This window comes from Nocardia carnea (genome assembly GCF_029869215.1).
Taxonomy (GTDB): domain Bacteria; phylum Actinomycetota; class Actinomycetes; order Mycobacteriales; family Mycobacteriaceae; genus Nocardia; species Nocardia carnea_B.
The window spans coordinates 1-19,330 of record NZ_JARWPM010000282.1; the positions used below are offsets into that span (position 1 = coordinate 1).

Genomic DNA, 19,330 nt, shown 5'->3' on the forward strand with positions numbered 1-19,330 from the left:
GGGTCGGACTACTGACCGTCATATCGGCTCCTTACTACCCCCGGGCTGACGCTCGAGCCCTAACGGTAGCGTGAAGCTGTTACTCGCCAGTAGGTTTTGGCCGGGAATCTGTTCTCGCTACCTGACGTGGGGGCCCCCCCCCAGGGGGGCTGCACACACCCCCGCCCCCCCCCCGTCAACCCGCCGTCGGCCCCCCGCCGGGGCGGTCGTGGGGGGCCCCCCCGCCGCGCCACACCTGGGGCCCCCCCCCCCCGCGCCGACGAAGTCGGCGCCAATAAACACAGCACGCCAAAGACTCAGCGGAAGTCGCGGGAGCGGGAGCCGATGCGCATATCCAGGCGGCGCAGGGATTCGGCGTAGATGCTCACCGCGCCTTCGGCGTTCTGGACCCGGCCGCGGATCAGCAGGGCCGAGGCGCCTTGGGCGAGGCGGCGGTAGCGGGTCCACAGGCCGGCCGAGCACACCACGTTCACCATGCCGGTTTCGTCTTCCAAGTTCAGGAAGGTGACCCCGCCGGCGGTGGCCGGCCGCTGCCGGTGGGTGACCGCCCCGCCGACCAGCACCCGCGTTCCGTCGGGAATCGCGAGCAGTCCGGCGGCCGGGATCACCCCGAGCGCGTCGAGGCGCGGGCGCAGGAACTGGGTGGGGTAGCTGTTCGGGGAGACCCCGGTCGCCCAGACATCGGCGGCGGCGTGTTCGAGGTCGCTCATCCCGGGCAGGGCGGGGGTGCTGGTCGAGGCGCCGGTTCCGGGAAGCCGGTCGGCACGTTCGCCGGCGGCCGCGCCGGCCGCCCACAACGCTTCCCGGCGCGAATATCCCAGCGATCCCAGCGCGCCCGCGGTGGCCAGCGATTCCGCTTGCGGGACAGTCAGTTCCACCCGGCCGGTGAGGTCCAGGAAGGAGGTGTAGGGGCCGCCTTCGGCCCGTGCCGCCACAATCTTTTCCGCGAGGTCGGATCCGATACCGCGTACCGCCGCCAGCCCCAGCCGCACCTCGGTACCCCGTTGTTCCAGCGTGGCCTCGGCGGCACTGGCATTGATATCCGGGCCGTGGACCGCGACCCCGTGCCGGCGCGCGTCGGCGACCAGTGATTGCGGGGAGTAGAAACCCATGGGCTGCGCCCGCAGCAATCCGGCGCAGAACGCGGCGGGATAGTGCAGTTTGAACCAGGCGGAATAGAACACCAGTGCCGCGAAACTCTGCGAATGACTTTCCGGGAAACCGAAATTGGCGAAGGCGAGCAGTTTCTCGTAGATGCGGTCGGCGAGTTCACCGGTGATTCCGTGCAGATCGCGCATGCCCTGATACAGCCGGCCGCGCAGGCGTTCCATCTTCTCCGGGGAACGTTTGGACCCCATGGCCCGGCGCAGTTGATCGGCTTCGACCGGGGTGAATCCGGCGACATCGACCGCCATCTGCATCAACTGTTCCTGGAACAGCGGGACGCCGAGGGTGCGTTCGAGCGAGTTCCGTAACGCCTCGTGATCGAAGGTGACCTTCTCCAGTTCGTTCTTGCGGCGGATATAGGGATGTACGGAGCCGCCCTGGATAGGGCCGGGCCGGATCAGCGCGACCTCGACCACCAGATCGAAGAATGTCCGCGGTTTCAACCGCGGCAGGGTCGCCATCTGGGCGCGGGATTCCACCTGGAAAACCCCCACCGAATCCGCGCGGCACAGCATGTCGTACACGGCGGGTTCGGTGAGGTCCAGGGCGTGCAGTTCGACCGTCACCCCGATGTGCTCGCGCACCAGATCGATCATGTAGTGCAGGGCGGAGAGCATGCCCAGGCCGAGCAGGTCGAATTTCACCAGGCCCGCCGCGGCGCAATCGTCTTTATCCCATTGCAGCACACTGCGTCCGGGCATCCGCGCCCATTCCACCGGGCAGACATCGGCGATGGGCCGGTCGCAGATCACCATTCCGCCGGAATGGATGCCCAGATGCCGGGGCAGGCCTTCGATATCGGCGGCCAATTCCAGGACCGGGGCGGGGATATCGGTGCCGGTTTCCGCGCCGACCCCGGTCCACCGGCTCACCTGCCGGCTCCAGGCGTCCTGCTGTCCGGGGGCGAAACCGAGCGCGCGGGCGGCGTCGCGTACCGCGGATTTGCCGCGATAGGTGATCACATTCGCCACTTGTGCCGCGTTCTCCCGGCCGTATCGGCGGTACACGTATTGGATCGCCTCCTCACGGCGGTCCGATTCGATATCCACATCGATATCCGGCGGCCCGTCCCGCTCCGGGGAAAGGAAACGCTCGAACAACAACTTGTTGGTGACCGGATCGACATTGGTGATCCCGATGGCGAAGCAGACCGCGGAATTGGCGGCCGAACCCCGCCCCTGGCACAGGATGTCGTTGTCGTGGCAGAACCGCACGATATCGTGCACCACCAGGAAATAGCCGGGGAACCCGAGTTGCTCGATCACGGCGAGTTCGTGTTCGAGTTGCCGGTAGGCCGCCGGGTTCCGGGTAGGCGGCCCGTACCGGTCGGCGGCACCGCGCCGGGTGAGTTCCCGTAGCCAGGAATTCTCGTCGTGGCCGGTGGGCACCTCGAACGGCGGCAGCTTCGGTGCGATCAACTTCAGGTCGAATGCGCATTCCTTCGCGATCAGCACCGAATTCGATACGGCTGCCGGGAAATCCGCGAACAACGCGGCCATTTCCGCGCCGGAACGCAGATGGGTGCCGCCGGTGGGGGCGAGCCAGCCGGTGAGATCGTCGAGACTGCGCCGGGCCCGGATGGCGGCCAGCGCGGCGGCGCGGCGGCCGAGACCGGGGGTCGCGAAATGAGCGGCCGTCGTCGCGACCACGGGCACCCCGGCCCGCTGCGCGGCCGCGGCCAGGGCGGCGTTGTATTCGTCGTCGACCGGTAGGCCGTAGCGGGTGAGTTCCACCGCGACCCGGTCGGCGCCGAAACGCTCGCACAGGTCACGGAGCGCGGCTTCGGCCCGCCGCGGCGGCTCACCGGCCGCCAGATCCTGTTCCAGTGCCCGCCGCACCCGGCCTTTACGGCAGCCGGTGAGGATCTGCCAGTGCCCGCCGGCGGCTTCGGTGAGCGTATCGAGGTCGTAACGCAGGATCCCCTTCTCACCGGCCGCCATATGCGCCACCGCGAGTTGCCGGGACAACCGCCGGTAACCCTCCTGCCCCCGTGCCAGCACCAGCAGATGCTCTCCCTCCGGGTCGGGAAAGCCGGTTCGCGGCGGAGAATCCGCGGATGAATCTTCCACCAGGGTCAGTTCCGCGCCGTAGACCGTGGGCATCCCGTATTCGGCGGCGGCCTCGGCGAATCGCACCACACCGTAGTACCCGTTGTGATCGGTGAGCGCGATCGCCGACAGCCCCAGCCGCGCCGCCTCGGCGACCATTTCCTCCGGCTGCGAGGCGCCGTCGAGGAAACTGAACGCCGAATGCGCGTGCAGTTCCGCGTAGGGCACCACCGGACCGTCCGGCCGGGTGAGCGGTTCGGCCCGGTACTCCCCGCGGCTGCGGCTCCAGCCCGGGGCGTCGCCGCCGTCGGGTTTCGGGCGCCCGGACAGCACCCGTTCCAGCTCCAACCAGCTGGGTGGACCGTTACTCCATCCCATACGCCGCTCAGCAGGCCACCCGTTCGGTGGATTCGGCGTCCAGCAAGATCGCCACATGGTCCACGCCGGCCCGGATCACCCGCCCGTAGGCGTCGTCGGCGAGGACGCTCGCATGCCCGCGGGCCAGCGCCAGCTGCATCCGCGCCATCTCGAAATCACCGACCAGCCGGTGGCTGTCGGCCAAGCTCAGATACAGCGACGGCAGGAAGCCGAGGAGCCCGTCGTCGAGCGGGACACCGGGTACGAAGGCCGAGTCGAGCGCCCGGGTGTCCCAGAGCAGCGCGTCTTCGGCTGTGTCCTGGAGATCGGCGAGGTGGTGGGCGACCACGCTGCGGTACAGCGGTTCGCCACCCGCGCCGAGTTGCTCCCATAGCTGTAGCAGCGCCTGCCGCGCCGCCTCTCGATTCACGCCGCCGAGCCGCACCGCGGCATAGATATCCGCCATCCGATCGTCCGTCATGCACCAAGTATCGCACATATGTTCGAATCTCGAGCGCTGGAATCGAACCCGTTTTCGAACACCGAGGTACCCTGGCGCGCTTTCTTACTTTGGAGTAAGTTCGGCCGGGAACGACCTGCACAGAGGGGCTGCTGATGAGCGAAAACGGAACCCACCGCGGAAAACGCGACCTCACCGGGCGGTATGTCCTCATCACCGGCGCCTCCTCGGGTATCGGCCGGGCGGCCGCCCTCGCGGTGGCGAAGAAGGGTGCGGTGGTGTTGCTGCTCGCGCGGCGGGCCGACGAACTCGATGCGGTGGTCGACGAGATCCGGGCCGCCGGCGGCGCCGCCCACGGCTACCCCTGCGATATCACCGATTCCGCCTCGGTCGAAGCGACCCTGGACAAGCTCCTGGCCGAACACGGCCGAGTGGACATGCTGGTGAACAATGCCGGCCGTTCCATCCGCCGCGCCATCCACCGCTCCACCGACCGGCTGCACGACTACGAACGCACCATGGCGGTCAACTACTTCGGCGCGCTGCGGCTCACCCTGGCCCTGCTCCCGCAGATGCGGGAACGCAAATTCGGCCATATCGTCAATATCAGCAGCGCGGGCGTGCAGGTGGCCACGCCGCGGTACTCCGCCTATCTGGCCAGTAAGGCCGCACTGGACAAGTTCACCGAGGTGGCGGCGGTGGAGACGATGGCCGACGGGGTCACCTTCACCACCATCCATATGCCGCTGGTCCGCACGCCGATGATCGCGCCGACCGGTAACCAGGGCCCGGCCGAATCCCCGGAGTGGGCGGCCGCGACCATTGTGCGCGCCCTGACCGAGCGTCCCCGGCGTATCGACGTCCCGGTCGGCACCCTCGGGGAGTTCGGCGCGCTGTTCGCCCCACGTATCCGCGACCTGGTCCTGCACCGCTACTACCGGATGATCCCCGACTCCCCCGCCGCTCGCGGCGAACGAGCGGAGCCGCTCCCCCAGCCGCAACTCACCATGGTCCGCGATCCAGCCGACGACCGCGCGACCGCAGCGGTCGAGAGCACCGGCGTCTCGAAGCCCGCCGGCACCCCGCGCCCCGCCCTGCCGCTGCCCCGGGTGCGCGCGCGGGCGGCGCGTGGCACCGCGACGGTACTGCGCCGCGCCGCCCGCTGGGTGCCCGGGACCCACTGGTGATCACGGAACACCGGACCGTCCGCGACCGCGGCAGACCCGCAGACGATCACTCGCAGCCACACTCAGAGGTCGAAGACTCGCTGCGCCGGCGGTAGCGGTGGGCAGGCGGCGGAGATCTGGGCTACCAGCTTCCAGGGCCGGTCCCCGTCGAGTGAGGATTTACCGTTGGTCAGGATCGCACCGGCGAGGCCGCGGGCCGGATCGGCCCAGCCGTACTGGGTGGTGAACCCGCTGCGCCCGAAATGCGCGGTGGTGTCGCGGCCGAATTTGGCACGGCGCCCGCCCAATTCGTATCCCCCGCGGCTCACCCGCCCGGCGACGCCGGGCACCCGCGGCGCCGGCCGCACCATCTCACGGACGGTTTCCGGCCGCATGAACCGCACGCCGTCGAGTTCCCCGCCGCGAGCCAGGATTTCGTAGAAGCGAGACAGTTCGGCGGCGGTCGTCACGAGGTTGCCCGAGGGCAGTTCGGCGGTGAGGAAAGAGCGGTTGGATTCGCGGTTCACCGCGTCCTTGGCGAATCCGCCGCCGAGCGCCTTACCCGCGACGAACGATGCCAGCCGCGACGGCGGTGGCCCGGTTTTCACGCTCGGCACCACCGCGTCCACGTCCTCGGGGCGCACACCCAGATTCGTCCACCGGAAACCCAGCGGGTCCAGGACCCGTTCGGCCAGATGTTCCCGGATCCGTTTCCCGGTAGCTCGCTGTACCAGCAGCCGCTGGATCAAACCGCTGGTGAGCGCGTGGTAGACACGGAAACGACCCGGCGGATAGCTGGGTTTCAGATCCACCAGGCCCCGCAGGCACAGCTCCTCGTCGAACACCATGTCGTGACCGCGATAGGGCGGGGTGACGAACGGAACCCCGGCGGTATGCGCGAGCACTTGGCCGATGGTGATCGCCGCTTTGCCGTTGGCCGCGAACTCGGGGATGTACTCGCTGACGCGGTCGTCGAATCCGAAGGCGCCCTGCTCGATCAGCGCGAAGATCACCGCGGCGGAAACGCCTTTGGCGGTGGAGAATCCGCAGAACGGGGATTCCGTGGTCACCGGGATCCGCTCGGTCTCCGGCTCGTCGCCCGGCGCGTTGCCCCAGCCGTGCCCGATCGCGCGGTTCAGCACGACCCTGCCGTTGCGCCGCAGGCAGACCTGGATCGCCGGCGTGCTGCCCAGCCGGTACCAGGCGCGTACCGACTCCCAGATGGCGGCGATATCCGCCGCGTCCACACCGGCGTCGGCCGGGTCCGTTTCCGGCCCGCGGCAGGTGAGGTCGTCCAATTCGGCGGCGACCGGGACCAGGAGCGCGGAATCTGCCTTCACCCGCCCCAGCGTAGCGACGCCGAACGCGCCGGGCGGCTCACGACAGGGCGGCGCCACCGCCGCCGCCGGGCATCTCGGCGCTCCCGCCCAGCACCTACTGACAGCGGGGGGACCTGCCCGAACGATATCGTGACGGAGATCACCGACTGCCCAGCAGGTGAATTGTGCTCTGATCTTTCGAGAAGCAGATGCTTGTCTCCTGCCGTCGAGAGGTGACCATGACGTCCGCGAACACGCGCCTGTCCCGGGCACATATCTGGCTGCTGACCTTGTCCTCCATGGCCGTCGCACTGGCGATCGCCGCGATGGCCGCGCTCTACACCGCACTGCCGGAAATCGCCGCCGATACCGGCGCCACGCAGCAACAACTCACCTGGGTCGTCGACGGTTACACCCTTGCGCTGGCCTGCCTGGTCCTGTTCTCCGGAGCCCTGGGCGACCGGTTCGGGCGCCGGATCATGATGGTGGCCGGGCTGGTCGTTTTCGCGCTCGCGTCAGCGGTGCCGCTCGCCTTGGACGAGCCGCAGTGGATCATCGCCTCCCGGGCCGTCGCGGGGGTGGGCGCGGCACTGGTCATGCCGTCCACGCTCTCACTGCTGACCGGTGGTTTCCCCGCCGAGAAACGCGGGGTCGCGGTGGGGCTGTGGGCGGGTGTGGTGAGCGGCGGTGCCGTGCTGGGCATTCTCGGTTCCGGTCTGCTGCTGCAGGTCTGGTCCTGGCAGGCGATCTTCCTGGCGATGACCGTCGCCGGAACGGTGCTGGCGATCGCGGGGTGCACGGTGCCCGAATCGGTGGACGAAACGCGCCCGCCGCTGGACTTCTGGGGCGGAATCACCGCATCCATCGCCGTCGGAGCGGTCGTGGTCGGGGCCATCGAGGCGCCGGTGCGGGGCTGGACGGATCCGGTGGTGCTCGGACTCTTCGTCGCCGGCTTCCTGGCCGGGGTCGGATTCGCGACGGTCGAATTGCGGGTAGCGCATCCACTGCTGGATGTGCGCCTGTTCGCCGACCGTGGTTTCGGCAGCGGCGCGGTGAGCGTCGGGGTGCAGTTCCTGGTGGCGTTCGGCTACTTCCTGCTGTTCGTGCAGTACATGCAGTTGATCTTCGGCTATTCGCCGCTCATGTCGGCGGTGGCCATGGCACCGATGATCGCCCCGCTGATCGGTATCTCGATCTTCGCGCCGCGACTGGCCGAACGATTCGGGCTGCGGTGGCCGACCCTGATCGGGCTGCTGTGTGTGGGCACCGCGCTCATCCTGGTTTCGCGAACCACGGTGGACAGCACCTACCTCGACGTCCTGTGGCCGCTACTGATCCTGAGCACCGGGCTCGGCCTGTGCACCGCCCCCGCCACCGCCGCCATCATCAACGGCACGCCCCCGGAGAAGCACGGAGTCGCCTCGGCGGTCAACGATGCCTCGCGGGAGGTCGGCGCGGCCATCGGCATCGCGGTCTCCGGCAGCATCCTGGCCGTCGGCTACACCGACCGCATCGCGCCCGCCCTGCCCAGCCTGCCCGAAGCGGCGCGCGGACCGGTCGGTGATTCGCTGGCCGCGGCGCTGGAGGTCACCGAACGGGCCGGGCCGGTCGCCGCGCCGCTGGCCGATTTCGCCGAGGAGGCCTTCGTGCACGGCGCGCAGCAGGCTTCGCTGGCGCTCGGGATACTGACCGTGGTGATGGCGCTCGTACTCGGTGCGTGGGCGCCCGGCCGGACCGCCGCCCAGGCCGCCACCGCCGGCGCAGAGCCAGTGTTGACGAACCGGTAACGACAGCGCGAACCGGAGGCGGCTTCACACCGTTTGCCGCACCCTTCCGGCATATTCGACGGGTCCGCTCGACGCGAAAGGCCCACCATGCCGACTCCGAACATGTTCCTCGTGTACGTCACCGACGCCTCCGCTTCGGCCCGTTTCTACGCCGACCTGTTCGATATGGCCCCGAAGTTCGAATCGCCGCGTTTCATCACCTTCGATCTGGGCGGCGGTATCGACCTGGCGCTGTGGAGCGGACACGCGGAACAGCTCCAGCCGGCGCCACGCAGCAGCGAATTGTGCCTGAATATGCCCGGCGGCCCGGCGGTGATCGACGATCGGTTCGAGCGGTGGGTCGCGCAGGGCGTGAAGGTCGTCCAGGAACCGCACGACGCGGTGTTCGGGCGCACCTTCGTGGTCGCCGATCCCGACGGCAACCTGATTCGCGTCGCGCCGACGGACTGACCGGGCCGGAACGAACGACTGCGCCCGCTGGGCGAACGCCGACGGCCCGCTGCCGGACGGCCGGTCCGGGAGCGGGCGTCCGTGCCCTCACCCTTCCGGTCGGTCCCCTGCCGGGGGCAGGCCGGAAGCAGGCACTATCTGGCCGGCACCTCCACCGCCTCCGGCGCCTCGCCCGCGTCGTGCGGCCGGTCGTCGGACTGTGCGGGTTCCACGGTTACGGTTTCCCCGGCGGACTCCCCCGCCGCGACCGCCGGCGCCTTCCGGGACTTCTGCCACGCGTACACGGTGAGCGCGATCGCCACCGCCGCGATCACCGCGTAGGAGATCGTGCGCGGGGCACCCTCGATATCGAAGTGCTTGAACAGCGTGCGCGCGTTCGTCAGCACCAGCACGCCACCGACGCCGGTGCCGAGTACCGCCGGGGCCACCCGGCTCACCAGCCACGCCGCCAGCGGTGCGGCCAGCACACCGCCCAACGCCAGGCCGGCGATGATCAGCAGATTGTCGAAGAAATCCGAGCCCAGACCGAGCAGGAAGCCCACACTGGCCGACGCCGAGACGATGAACTCCGAGGCGCTCACCGTGCCGATCACCCGGCGCGGCGCCGACCGCCCGGTGGTGAGCAGCGTGCTGGTGGTGACCGGACCCCAGCCACCGCCGCCGCTGGCGTCGATGAAACCACCGAACAGGCCGAGCGGGGTCAGGAACTTGGCGGAATGCGCGGCTTTCTCCGACGCGGCGAATTCCAGCGGCGGCCGGGAGGAGAACCGGAGGATCAGGAAGACACCGATCGCCAGCAGAATCCCGGCCGTCACCGGCGCGGCGGCCTCGGTGGAGATCCGGGAGAGCACGGTGGCGCCCAGGAAGGCGCCGATACCGCCGGGCACACCCAGCCGCAGCACCATCTTCCAGTCGACATTGCCGAACCGCCAGTGCGAAACACCTGATGCCAGCGTGGTCGCGACCTCCGCGAAATGCACCGCCGCGCTCGCATGCGCCGCCCCCGTACCACTGAGTACGAGCAGCGTCGTCGCGGTGACGCCGAAGGCCATCCCGAGCGTGCCGTCGACGATCTGCGCGCCGATACCCACAAGGGTGAAAACAAGTAACTTGATCATGACGGTGTGCTCCCGAACCCTGGACCGGACATCCGAGGTTACGACGCGAACACCGCCGTGACACGGGTTGCGATCACCGTGAACGAAACCCTCCCGGGCTGCCGGAACCGCAGGTCACGGTGGTCGCGCGGAAAAACGGTCGGAAAAATCCCCCACCCCTGGTAAGACTGGCGCGTGCCCACCCGAACCTGCCGCCGGATAATCCTCCGGGACCGGCCCGTCGCCGAGATCACCGCCGCCACCTTCGCCGAGCAGACCGTTCCACTCCCGGATCCGGCCGCGGGCGAAGCGCTGGTGGAGGTCGTCTGGCTCGGAATCGACGCCACCCAGCGCACCTGGCTCAACCCCGGCCCGACCTACACCGATCCGGTGGCTGTCGGTGATGTGATGCGCGGCAGCGGTGTGGGCCGGGTGGTCGCGTCGCGTAATCCGGAACTGCCGGAGGGGCAGTGGGTCTACGGCGAACTCGGCTGGCAGGAGTACACCGTCGCGCGCGGTACCGGCCTGTTCGGCGTCAATCCGGTCCCCCCGGGTATCGAGCCCCGCCATATGCTCACGGTTTTCGGCGTCAGTGGCTTGACCGCGTATATCGGCGTCACCGAGGTGCTACGCGTCGCGGAATCGGATGCGGTGCTGGTCACCGGTGCGGCCGGTGGTGTCGGTTCCTTCGCCGGCCAGATCGCCCGCCTGATCGGCGCCCGCGTGCTCGGCACGGCCGGCTCGGCGGCGAAAGTCGAGTGGGTGCGCGATACCGCGCGGTTCGACGCCTGCCTGAACTACCGGACCGACGACGTCCCCGCCGGACTCCGCGAGTTCGCGCCGGACGGTCTCACTGCCGTATTCGACAATATCGGCGGGGTTCTGCTGGAGAACGCCCTCGACAATCTGGCGCCGCACGCCCGCATCGCGCTGTGCGGGTCCATCTCGTCCGGCTACACCGCCGCGGGGTACGGCACCGGCCCGGCCAACTACATGCAGCTGGCGTTCCGCCGAGCCCGGATGGAGGGTTTCGTCTTCTACGATCACCACGCGGTGTTCCCGGCCGCCCTGTCCCGGCTGGCGGGCTGGGTTGCCGCGGGCGAGTTGCACTGGGCCGAGGACGTGGTCGACGGCCTGGAGAACGCGCCCGCCGCCCTGCAACGGCTGTTCGACGGGGCGAATCTCGGCAAGCAGCTCGTCCGGGTGAAGTAGCGGAACCTCGATCCGCCGGCTGCTGTGTGCGGGGCGGCGGACACCGGGTGGAGGCGGCCGCCGGGCACTTCGGAATGCCCGGGCCCGGAGCCGCCGCTCGGCGGGCCGGGCGGCGGCTGCGGGCTCGCGGGTTCAGTACTGCGGACGGCGGTCGACCGCGCCGGCGCCGATGGACCCCAGCAGCGTGATGATGCACAACCCGGCGATCAGGTTGATCGCGGCCGTGGCGATCTTGGCGTCCAGCCCGGCCACCAGCGTGAACGGCAACAGCACCGCCAGCGCCGTGATCAATCCGGTGATCCAGTAGAAGAACTGGAGCGGGTTGGGCATCAGCGCCAGCAGCAGGTTCAGCAACCCGGTGGCGGCGATCGCGGCGGCGGCGCCGGCGATCGCGTACGAGGTGGTCGAGACCGTGCCGTAGGCGCCGGCGCCCTCGGGCGAGAGCACCGCGATATTCAGGATGCCGCGCACCAGCATGATCGCCACCACGATCACCAGCGCGACCACCACGGCGGTGCCGAGACCGCCCGCCCACAGCCGCCCGAGATTGATTCTCGGCTCGTCGGGCTGCTCCGAATAGCCGGGGTCCGGATACCCCGGCTGCTGCGGATACCCCGGCTGCTGCGGGTAACCGCGCTGTTCCGGATGCCCCTGCCGGTAGGGGTCCGGGCGTCCATAGTTGTACGACGGATCCGTCATAGGCAGAAAGTACCCCGCAGACGCGTTCGGCCCCACCCGAATGGCTGCCTCGCATGTCGCGCGAGCTTCGGGCCTCGGTCGGCAGGTTGTGGAGCGCTGTCCGACCGGCTTGTGCCATCAGCACACGACCGGAGGAGCGATAGCCCGCGCGGATGCACTGAGACATACACCACTTTCATGCGCCGCACGCACTGACTGTAATGTCCCAGAACCGTGCCTGACTTCGGTTTGCGTGCTGAACGAAAGACCACGTTGCGCTGGGCCGCCGTGACCGCACTCGGTGTGCTCGCCGGGTATGCCGCCGTGCTGTTCGCCAACCCCCGGCACTTCTACACCGACGACACCGAAGCCCAGTACGTTCCCCTGTGGCTGAGCATCGGGCGGCGTCTACGCAACGGTGAGTTTCCGGGTGTCGCCCCGGAAGAGTGGATGTCGGGCAACTTCCTGGTCGAAGGCCAGGCCAGTGTGTTCAATCCGCCGCAACTGCTGGTCGCCGCACTGGCACCCTCCTTCGACAACCTCGTCGTCCTGGCCACCCTGGTCAAGCTCGCCTATTCGATCGTGCTCGCGCTCGGCGTGTTCCGCGTCTGCCTGGCGTACCGGGCGCATCCGGCGTGGGCGGCCGTCGCGGGTGTCGCGTTCTGTTTCTCGGGTTGGCTGCTGTTCCTGGACCAGGCGACCTGGGTGCTCGGCCTCGCCGGAACAGCCTGGCTCACGCACGCGTGGGCGTCCGGGGTGCGTTACTCCCGCGGCCGGAGCGGGCCGATTCCGGTGTTCGTCTTCCTGTTCTTCGCGATCACCCTGGGATACGTCTGGCCCGGTATCGAATCCGCGCTCATGATCACCGCCGTCGCCGCCGGGGAATGGATATATCACCGGACACCGTGGCCGTCGGTACGACTGCTGCTCGCCGCCGGCTGCGCCGGTGCGGCCGGCCTGCTCACCTACCTGCCCGGAATACTCTCGGCCGAGGTGACCTGGCGCACCGCCGACGACATGATCAACAACGACGGTTTCATGACCGTGCCATGGTCGGAATCGCTGAACGCGAGCCTGCCGAGCACCCTGCCGTCGTTCAACTCGTGGTTCGGCCTGATCCAGCCGTTCCCGATCGTCTATATCGCCTGGTTCCTGATCCCCGCGCTGGCGTTCATCGATTGGAAGGCCACCGCGCAGACCTTCCGGGAGTCCGCCGGGGCGGTGATCTTCGCCGGTAGCGCACTGATGTGGACGGCCGGCCCGGCCGCATTCGGGCCGCTGCGCTGGCCGGCGCGGGTACTGCCGATGCTCGCCCTTGCGCTGCTCGTGCTGTGCTGCGTCCTGCTGAGCCGCCACGGGACCCTGACGAATCCGCGACTACGTTTCGGGGCGGCCGGGCTTCTGGTGCTGCTCCTGCTGGTGCGGTCGGTCTCGGCGGCACCGAGCGACCGCATCTGGACACATATCGGCGCCGCCGCGACCGTCGTGCTCCTAGGGGTCGCTGTGGTGGCGCTGTTCGCGAAATGGGGCCGGACCGCGGCCTGCGCGGCCCTACTCGTCACCGTCGCCCCGATCGCCTACTACCAGGTGGACAGCTCGTACCCACATCCGATGTCGTGGAATCTCCCGGAACGCCGCTCCGACGCACAGGCCCTCTTCCCGGACTTCACCGGCACCACACTGCAACTCGGCAACAGTTCCATCTTTCCGGGCGACGCCAAGGACCTCACCGGCGTCTACAGCTCACTGGTGGTCGGTTTCTACGCCGCGGACCTCGACCTCGACTACGTCAACGGCTACACCCCCATCGGCCACCGCGCATTCTCGGAACGCACCTGTATGCGCTGGGAGGGCAGCACCTGCCCGGAAGCCTTCGCCGAGATCTTCGCGCCGGAACCGGTGACGGGCGAACCGCTGGTCGACCTCATGAAGGTCGACCGGGTAACCCTGATGCGCCTGGTCTACCCCGACGCCCGCGACACCCCACCCCCACCGGGCTGGCACTGGGTCGACTACCCGCCGAACGACAAATGGATCTGGGTACTGGAACGCGACGGCGGCCCGATCTCCGCGACCGACGGCCGGATCGCCCACACCGAAGGCGTCGAAGCCGTCTCGGTATCGGAAACCGAGAACACCAGCACCGTGCGGGTCTCCTCGGCGCACGGCGGACGAATCACCTTCGCGCGCCTGGCCTGGCCCGGCTACCGGGCCACACTCGAGGGCCGGGAGCACCGGCACGAGGCCCTCGACGACATCTTCGTCTCGGTGGAAATACCGCCCGGCACCGAGAACGCCGAACTAGAGGTCACCTGGCGGCCGCCGGGTATGTACCTGGGGACAACCACTTTCATCCTCGGCCTGCTCGGAATCGGTGGGCTGCAACTGCTCTATGCCCGCCGTCGGCCGCTGCCGGATAGCGACAGTCCGGATTCCGAACCCGAAACCCCGGCTCGAGCGCCGACGAATCGAACCGAACCATTGGTCCGCGTTTGAACCACTACGGCACGGCTCCTCCCGAGTCGCCGGACCACCCACGGCGACTCGTCACATCGGTGAACACCTGCACGGTCGCAGGGGTACAGCGGCAGACCGGACCCGACCGAGCGCGATCCCGCGAATCTACGCCCCACCGCATCCTTCTGCGCCCGTGTGCGAACCGACCCGGCGCAGCTCTTCTCCGAGTTCTCGGACCGCAGAATTGCGGGGCCACTTGGCCGACATCTGCCGATGGAGGTCAACGAGGAAACCCGGCAGCCGGAAGCCGGGCGTATCGATCGTGACTCGAACAGCCTGCGACGCCTTCCGGCACGCCGCCTCCGGTTCCCCCATACCGGCCAGCGCGCACGCGAACTCCGCGACATACCAGGTAGCCCACTCCAAGTTGAGCAGGTCGGGGACGAACCGCTGCCGGCCTACAGGGGCAACCCCGACCGATATGCCATTCCGCGCAACTCACGCCCCACCGCGTCTTTCTTCGCTCGCGCCAACAACTCGGTGAGGACAGCGCGCATGAACGGATGTCGATGGATCCGCGCAGGCGAGATCTTCTCGGCGCGACGAAGCATCAGCACTGCTTCGGTCTGCCGCTTCGGCAGCCGGGCGAGCGCGCGTCCGTATTCGCGGTAGTACGCCGCCTGCCTGGTCGCGGAAAGCGCTCGGGGATCGACGGTTTCGGCTATTGCGGCCGCTTCCTGATGCTCCCCGGCCTCGAGTGCCACCGACATCTGCCAGATGCCGACATTCGAGGGGCCGAAGCCGAACCACATTGCGTTGGCGTCGCCGGTGTGCACGGCCAGATCGGCGGCGTGTTCGAGGGCCGCACGGCGCTCACCAGCGTTGCCTTGGGCAGCGGCGACGAGAGCGTTGGTCAGCGCGAGCATTCCGGAAACCTGCATTGCTTCAGTTGTCGCGGTTCCGGGTTCAGCGGCTGCCAGCAGCGCCCGAATCGCATCGAAACCCCCGGCGGAAAGCAGGCCGAAGGTGGTTCCGAAGGCGCTCACGGCACCGAACAGCGGATCGTCCAGACGCTCGGCAGCTTGGCGGGCCAGCACTGTCGCCTGCCATGCGAGATCGGGCCCCGCGCCGATATCGGACAACCATGCCTGGGTGCCCTGCACATGCGTGAGCACCGCGAGTTTCAGGAGGTCCTCATCATCCCGGCCGGCAGCTATCGAGGTGTGCAGATCGCGAACCAAACTCGGCAGTTCCGAACCGACCAGCGAATAGTCACACCGGCGTTGCGCCTCCAGCACCGCATTCGCACGGGTTTTCAAGACCGGGGCCGCCACGATTTCCCCGCCGGAAGCACCGATACTAGCCTGCAACAACGATAGCCGGACATCGCCGAGAGACCGATCCTCGTCCAGCTCGCCGCCCAAGCCGATTCCGCTCCGGGTGATCTCACTGGGCGCCACCTCCAGCGCATCCGCCAGTGCGATGATCAACGAGCGTCGATCGAGTGCTCGCTCGCCGGACTCCAACCGCGAGAGATACGACGTGGAAATTCCGGCCAAACCCGCCACCACAGCGAGGGACTTCCCGCGCGCGTGGCGTATCCGGCGGAGCGACTGCCCCATACCGTCGTCGGAGGCCATACAGCCAGCGTAACCCAGCGCCCCTGACCACCCACAGAGCTGTTTTGCCTGGGTGGCAAACCCTCGACGCACTCGCCGCGGATGCTTACCCCGCTCCACCGCCGAGCTGTGCTGTCCATCCACCGGCGCGGGCAATATTCGACGACAGAGGGGAATCATGAAAACCGACATCACCAGCGCCGATTCCAAGGCAACGGGAATCCGGGCAGTTCTGCTTCTGCACTCCCAACACGACTCATCTGTTCTCGATGCACTGCTGCAGAGGTACCACGCAACCACCGTCCATACGATCCACACCGACGCCCCTGCCGTGCTATCGGCACTCATCGCCGTTCAGCACGCACTCGAACACCTCGCCGACGCGGTCGTGATACCGCACCTCCAAGACCTGGAACCGGGCACTCCCTGGTGGGTCGTGACCCAGGCGGCCGACGTCATCACCGGTACGCGCCGCTATCCATTCGGCACGACACCGGAACGCGCGGCCCGGTGATCTGGAGTCCGGCGCTGGTTGTCCTCGCGCTTCTCGGGGTCACGATATTCGTCTTGGCGCTCACACTGCCGGAGCGGCGGGACTGAATGACGGCACCTACCGCGGTCTCCCGGATCCACCGGACCGGTCAGTCCGCGGTACCGGAGAGTTCGGTAACCGCGGTCTCATAAGCGTTCAGTGTGTCGACGACCAGCCGCCGCTGCGCCGGTGTCAACGGTTCCAGCGCCTGCCGCCAGGCGTGCGCGCCCGGCGAAAGCCATTGCGAGACAGCACTTCTTGCCTCATCGCTGATATCGATGATCCGGCGCCGGCGGTCGGCTTCGTCTTCCCGTCGTTCCAGGACGTCCTTCCGGCTCAGCTCGCTCACGATCAGGCTGACCGTGGTGGGCGCGACGCTCAACCGCTCCGCCAGCTGCGAAACCGTTTGCGGGCCGTCCAGCAGCAGCAACGAGAGCAGGGACAGATGCCGCGGGGCCAGATCCAGCGAGCGGAGTTGTTCGGGTGGACGCATCCGTTTGGCCCGGCCCACCAGGCGTGGCATCAGGAGCAGCAGCTCCCGGACCGTGTCGTCGGCGGACTCGGATGTTGACACGGAGCACCTCCGGATTTACCTTTGTTTACAAATCTATTTTGCTTCCCAAGGCAATTCTAAGGGGCCGATATGCCACATCTCACGGTGCACGCGCTGGAAGACGATCTCGCCGGCCGGGAAACCGCGGCGATCGAACAGCTCACCGACGCCGTCGTCGCGGTCTACGGCGACTGGGCCCGGGATATCGTCGATATCCGCCTCGTCGGGGTTCCACACGGCCGGTGGGGAATCGGCGGAAAGCTCGCCGATTCGCCCGCACCCAGCGTCACCTTCGGAATCCGGGCGGCCGCGTTCGATCGGCCGGACGCCGCGGATATCACGGCCCGGCTCGTCTCCGGTGTCACCGACGCGATCGCATCGGTTTTCGGTGAACAGGTCCGGCCCGGGGTCACGGTCGACCTCGTCGCCATGCCGGCCGAACGCACCGCTGTCGGCGGCGTCCTACCTGCTCCCTAGCGCCGCAGCTCGGATCTATTGGTCGACCGTCAAACCCTTGGCCTCGAGAATCGGCGCCAGGCCGGACACCTGGATCGGGGTCTCGCCGTTCTTGTAGCGCTCGATATAGCCCGCTTCCGCGGCATCGCGTTCCCGGCAGGCGTCGATCGCGGAGGCAACCTCCTCGCGTTCCACGACCACGACGCCGTCGCAATCGCCCTTGATCACATCACCGGGCCGGATGAGTTGTCCGCCGAAGACCAGCGGCTGGTTCACCGGGCCGAGGGATTCCTTGACCGTGCCCTGGATGCAGATGTGCTTGGCGAACACCGGGAACCCCAGTTCGCGGATCTCCCGGGAGTCGCGGATACCGCCGTCGGTGACGAGGGCGGTGATCCCCCGGGCGACACAGGCATTCGCGAGGACGTCACCGAACTGCCCGGCCGGCTGGTCGCCGGACGAAACGATCAACACGTCACCGGGTTCGGCGTAGCTGATGGCGACCTGGAGCATGATGTTGTCGCGCGGATGGCAGACCACGGTGAACGCCGACCCGCAGAACGACATCTCCCGGTCGATGGGTTTGATCCCCGAATCCAGTGCGCCCTTGCGGCCTTGGGCTTCGTGGATGGTGGCGGCCGAGAACGTGCCGAGTTCGTCGATCAAGGCGCGGTCGGCGCGGTCGATCTTGGTGGTGACGTGAACCATGGTTACTCCGTAGTTGTCGAGGCCGGTCAGGCCAGGGCGGCGACGGCCTTCGCGATACCATCGGCGGCGGCACGCAGGACTTCTTCGGAAGTGGCGAAGGAGATGCGCAGGTAGCCGGGGGCGCCGTAGGCGGAACCGGCGATGGTCGCGACCGCGGCGTGATCGAGCAGGTACAGCACCACATCACCGTCGGTTTCGAGCACTTCCCCGGCCGGGGTGCGTTTACCGAGCAGCCCGGCGCAGCCCACGAACATGTAGAAGGTGCCCTGCGAGAGGACCGGTGTCAGGCCCTCCACTTCCGACAGCAGGTCGAAGACGATCCCGCGCCTGGCCCGGTAGCTCGCGACCGATTCGGCCACGAACGTCTGGTCACCGGTGAGCGCCTCCGCGGCGGCGGCCTGGCTGAGCGAGGACGGGCACGACGAACTCTGCGATTGCAGTTTGTTGATGGCGGCGGTGAGGTGCGGATGTGCGATGCCGTAGCCCAGGCGCCAGCCGGTCATCGCGTAGGACTTCGATACCCCGTTGACGACGTAGAGCCGGTCGCGCAGCCGCGGCGCCACCTGGAGCAGCGACGGGCACGGCGCGCCGTCGAAGACGATTTCGTCGTAGATCTCGTCGCACAGCACGTGTACGTGCGGATGGCGGTCCAGGACCTCGGCGAGCGCGGCCAGTTCCGCGGCGCTGTACACCGCTCCGGTCGGGTTGGCGGGGCTGTTCAGGATCACCCATTTGGTGGCGGGCGTGATGGCCGCTTCCAGTTTCGCTGGGGTGAGCAGGAACCGATCGGATTCCGGGCAGTCGACGATCACCGGTGTCCCGCCGTGCACGATGACCATATCGGGGTAGGACACCCAGTACGGCGCGGGAACGATCACCTCGTCACCGGCATCCACCGTCGCCATGAGCGCGAGGAAGATCAGCTGTTTGGCGCCGCCGCCGATACTGATCTCGCTGTCGGTCACCGTGGCGCCGGTACGCGCGGCCGTCCGCGCGACGATGGCTTTGCGCAGCGCCGGAATACCGTTCACCGCAGTGTATTTGGTGAACCCGGCGTCCATGGCCGCGGCCGCCGCCACCTTGACGTGTCCGGGGGTGTCGAAATCCGGTTCGCCGATGGTGAGGTCGAGAATGTCGCGACCCGCCGCGCGCAGTTCCCGCACCCGTTGCGCGGCGGCGACGCTCGGGGATTCGCGCATCCGCTCGACACGGTCGGCGAGAACGATCGGGGACATGGGTTCCTCCAGAGTCTTCGGTGGTGGCG

Annotated in this window: 16 protein-coding genes; 7 read left to right on the top strand and 9 right to left on the bottom strand. The window is 68.3% G+C overall.

Annotated elements, in window-relative coordinates:
- Positions 1-296: 296 nt before the first annotated feature.
- Together QH276_RS19610 and QH276_RS19615 are read right to left on the bottom strand one after the other, a co-directional pair.
- The gene (locus QH276_RS19610) at positions 297-3,593 is read right to left on the bottom strand and encodes an error-prone DNA polymerase (protein WP_280397376.1); all 3,297 of its coding nucleotides are present in this window, start codon (positions 3,591-3,593) and stop codon (positions 297-299) included.
- A 7-nt stretch (positions 3,594-3,600) separates the two neighbouring features.
- Entirely contained in the window at positions 3,601-4,053 is a 453-nt protein-coding gene (locus QH276_RS19615; RefSeq protein ID WP_280397377.1) for a hypothetical protein, read from the bottom strand.
- Between the two features lie 134 nt (positions 4,054-4,187).
- On the opposite strand from QH276_RS19615, the gene QH276_RS19620 reads away from it, so the two are divergent.
- Positions 4,188-5,219 (top strand): SDR family NAD(P)-dependent oxidoreductase, encoded by a 1,032-nt coding sequence (locus QH276_RS19620; protein ID WP_280397378.1) that lies wholly within the window; start codon positions 4,188-4,190, stop codon positions 5,217-5,219.
- A gap of 62 nt (positions 5,220-5,281) precedes the next feature.
- Here the strand turns inward: QH276_RS19620 and QH276_RS19625 are convergent, their stop codons facing one another.
- Complete coding sequence (locus tag QH276_RS19625; protein ID WP_280397379.1) at positions 5,282-6,538, bottom strand: serine hydrolase; 1,257 nt, start codon at positions 6,536-6,538, stop codon at positions 5,282-5,284.
- Positions 6,539-6,756: 218 nt separating this feature from the next.
- Between QH276_RS19625 and QH276_RS19630 the strand changes: the two genes are divergently transcribed.
- A complete protein-coding gene (locus QH276_RS19630; RefSeq protein WP_280397380.1) occupies positions 6,757-8,304 on the top strand; it encodes an MFS transporter in 1,548 nt (515 codons plus the stop codon).
- Positions 8,305-8,391: 87 nt separating this feature from the next.
- Entirely contained in the window at positions 8,392-8,754 is a 363-nt protein-coding gene (locus QH276_RS19635) for a VOC family protein (protein WP_280397381.1), read from the top strand.
- Positions 8,755-8,888: 134 nt separating this feature from the next.
- Here the strand turns inward: QH276_RS19635 and QH276_RS19640 are convergent, their stop codons facing one another.
- Positions 8,889-9,872, bottom strand: coding sequence for a sulfite exporter TauE/SafE family protein (locus QH276_RS19640; RefSeq protein ID WP_280397382.1), 984 nt, complete (start codon positions 9,870-9,872; stop codon positions 8,889-8,891).
- Positions 9,873-10,046: 174 nt separating this feature from the next.
- On the opposite strand from QH276_RS19640, the gene QH276_RS19645 reads away from it, so the two are divergent.
- On the top strand, positions 10,047-11,063 hold the full coding sequence (locus QH276_RS19645; protein WP_280397383.1) for an NADP-dependent oxidoreductase: 1,017 nt from the start codon (positions 10,047-10,049) through the stop codon (positions 11,061-11,063).
- A gap of 132 nt (positions 11,064-11,195) precedes the next feature.
- On the opposite strand, the gene QH276_RS19650 is transcribed toward QH276_RS19645, so the two are convergent.
- Positions 11,196-11,762, bottom strand: coding sequence for a DUF6069 family protein (locus QH276_RS19650; protein WP_280397384.1), 567 nt, complete (start codon positions 11,760-11,762; stop codon positions 11,196-11,198).
- A 213-nt stretch (positions 11,763-11,975) separates the two neighbouring features.
- Between QH276_RS19650 and QH276_RS19655 the strand changes: the two genes are divergently transcribed.
- Positions 11,976-14,237 carry a hypothetical protein gene (locus tag QH276_RS19655; RefSeq protein ID WP_280397385.1) on the top strand — a complete coding sequence of 754 codons (2,262 nt, stop codon included), beginning with the start codon at positions 11,976-11,978 and terminating at the stop codon, positions 14,235-14,237.
- Between the two features lie 419 nt (positions 14,238-14,656).
- Here the strand turns inward: QH276_RS19655 and QH276_RS19660 are convergent, their stop codons facing one another.
- Entirely contained in the window at positions 14,657-15,838 is a 1,182-nt protein-coding gene (locus QH276_RS19660) for a helix-turn-helix domain-containing protein (protein ID WP_280397386.1), read from the bottom strand.
- Between the two features lie 157 nt (positions 15,839-15,995).
- On the opposite strand from QH276_RS19660, the gene QH276_RS19665 reads away from it, so the two are divergent.
- Positions 15,996-16,331, top strand: coding sequence for a hypothetical protein (locus QH276_RS19665; protein WP_280397387.1), 336 nt, complete (start codon positions 15,996-15,998; stop codon positions 16,329-16,331).
- 127 nt (positions 16,332-16,458) lie between these two features.
- On the opposite strand, the gene QH276_RS19670 is transcribed toward QH276_RS19665, so the two are convergent.
- Positions 16,459-16,923 carry a MarR family winged helix-turn-helix transcriptional regulator gene (locus tag QH276_RS19670; RefSeq protein WP_280397388.1) on the bottom strand — a complete coding sequence of 155 codons (465 nt, stop codon included), beginning with the start codon at positions 16,921-16,923 and terminating at the stop codon, positions 16,459-16,461.
- A 69-nt stretch (positions 16,924-16,992) separates the two neighbouring features.
- Between QH276_RS19670 and QH276_RS19675 the strand changes: the two genes are divergently transcribed.
- Positions 16,993-17,379 carry a hypothetical protein gene (locus QH276_RS19675; protein ID WP_280397389.1) on the top strand — a complete coding sequence of 129 codons (387 nt, stop codon included), beginning with the start codon at positions 16,993-16,995 and terminating at the stop codon, positions 17,377-17,379.
- A gap of 15 nt (positions 17,380-17,394) precedes the next feature.
- Here the strand turns inward: QH276_RS19675 and QH276_RS19680 are convergent, their stop codons facing one another.
- Positions 17,395-18,066: a 4-carboxy-4-hydroxy-2-oxoadipate aldolase/oxaloacetate decarboxylase gene (locus QH276_RS19680; RefSeq protein WP_280397390.1), complete on the bottom strand. Its 672-nt coding sequence runs from the start codon at positions 18,064-18,066 to the stop codon at positions 17,395-17,397.
- A gap of 26 nt (positions 18,067-18,092) precedes the next feature.
- Complete coding sequence (locus QH276_RS19685) at positions 18,093-19,301, bottom strand: aspartate transaminase (protein ID WP_280397391.1); 1,209 nt, start codon at positions 19,299-19,301, stop codon at positions 18,093-18,095.
- Between the last annotated feature and the right edge of the window lie 29 nt (positions 19,302-19,330).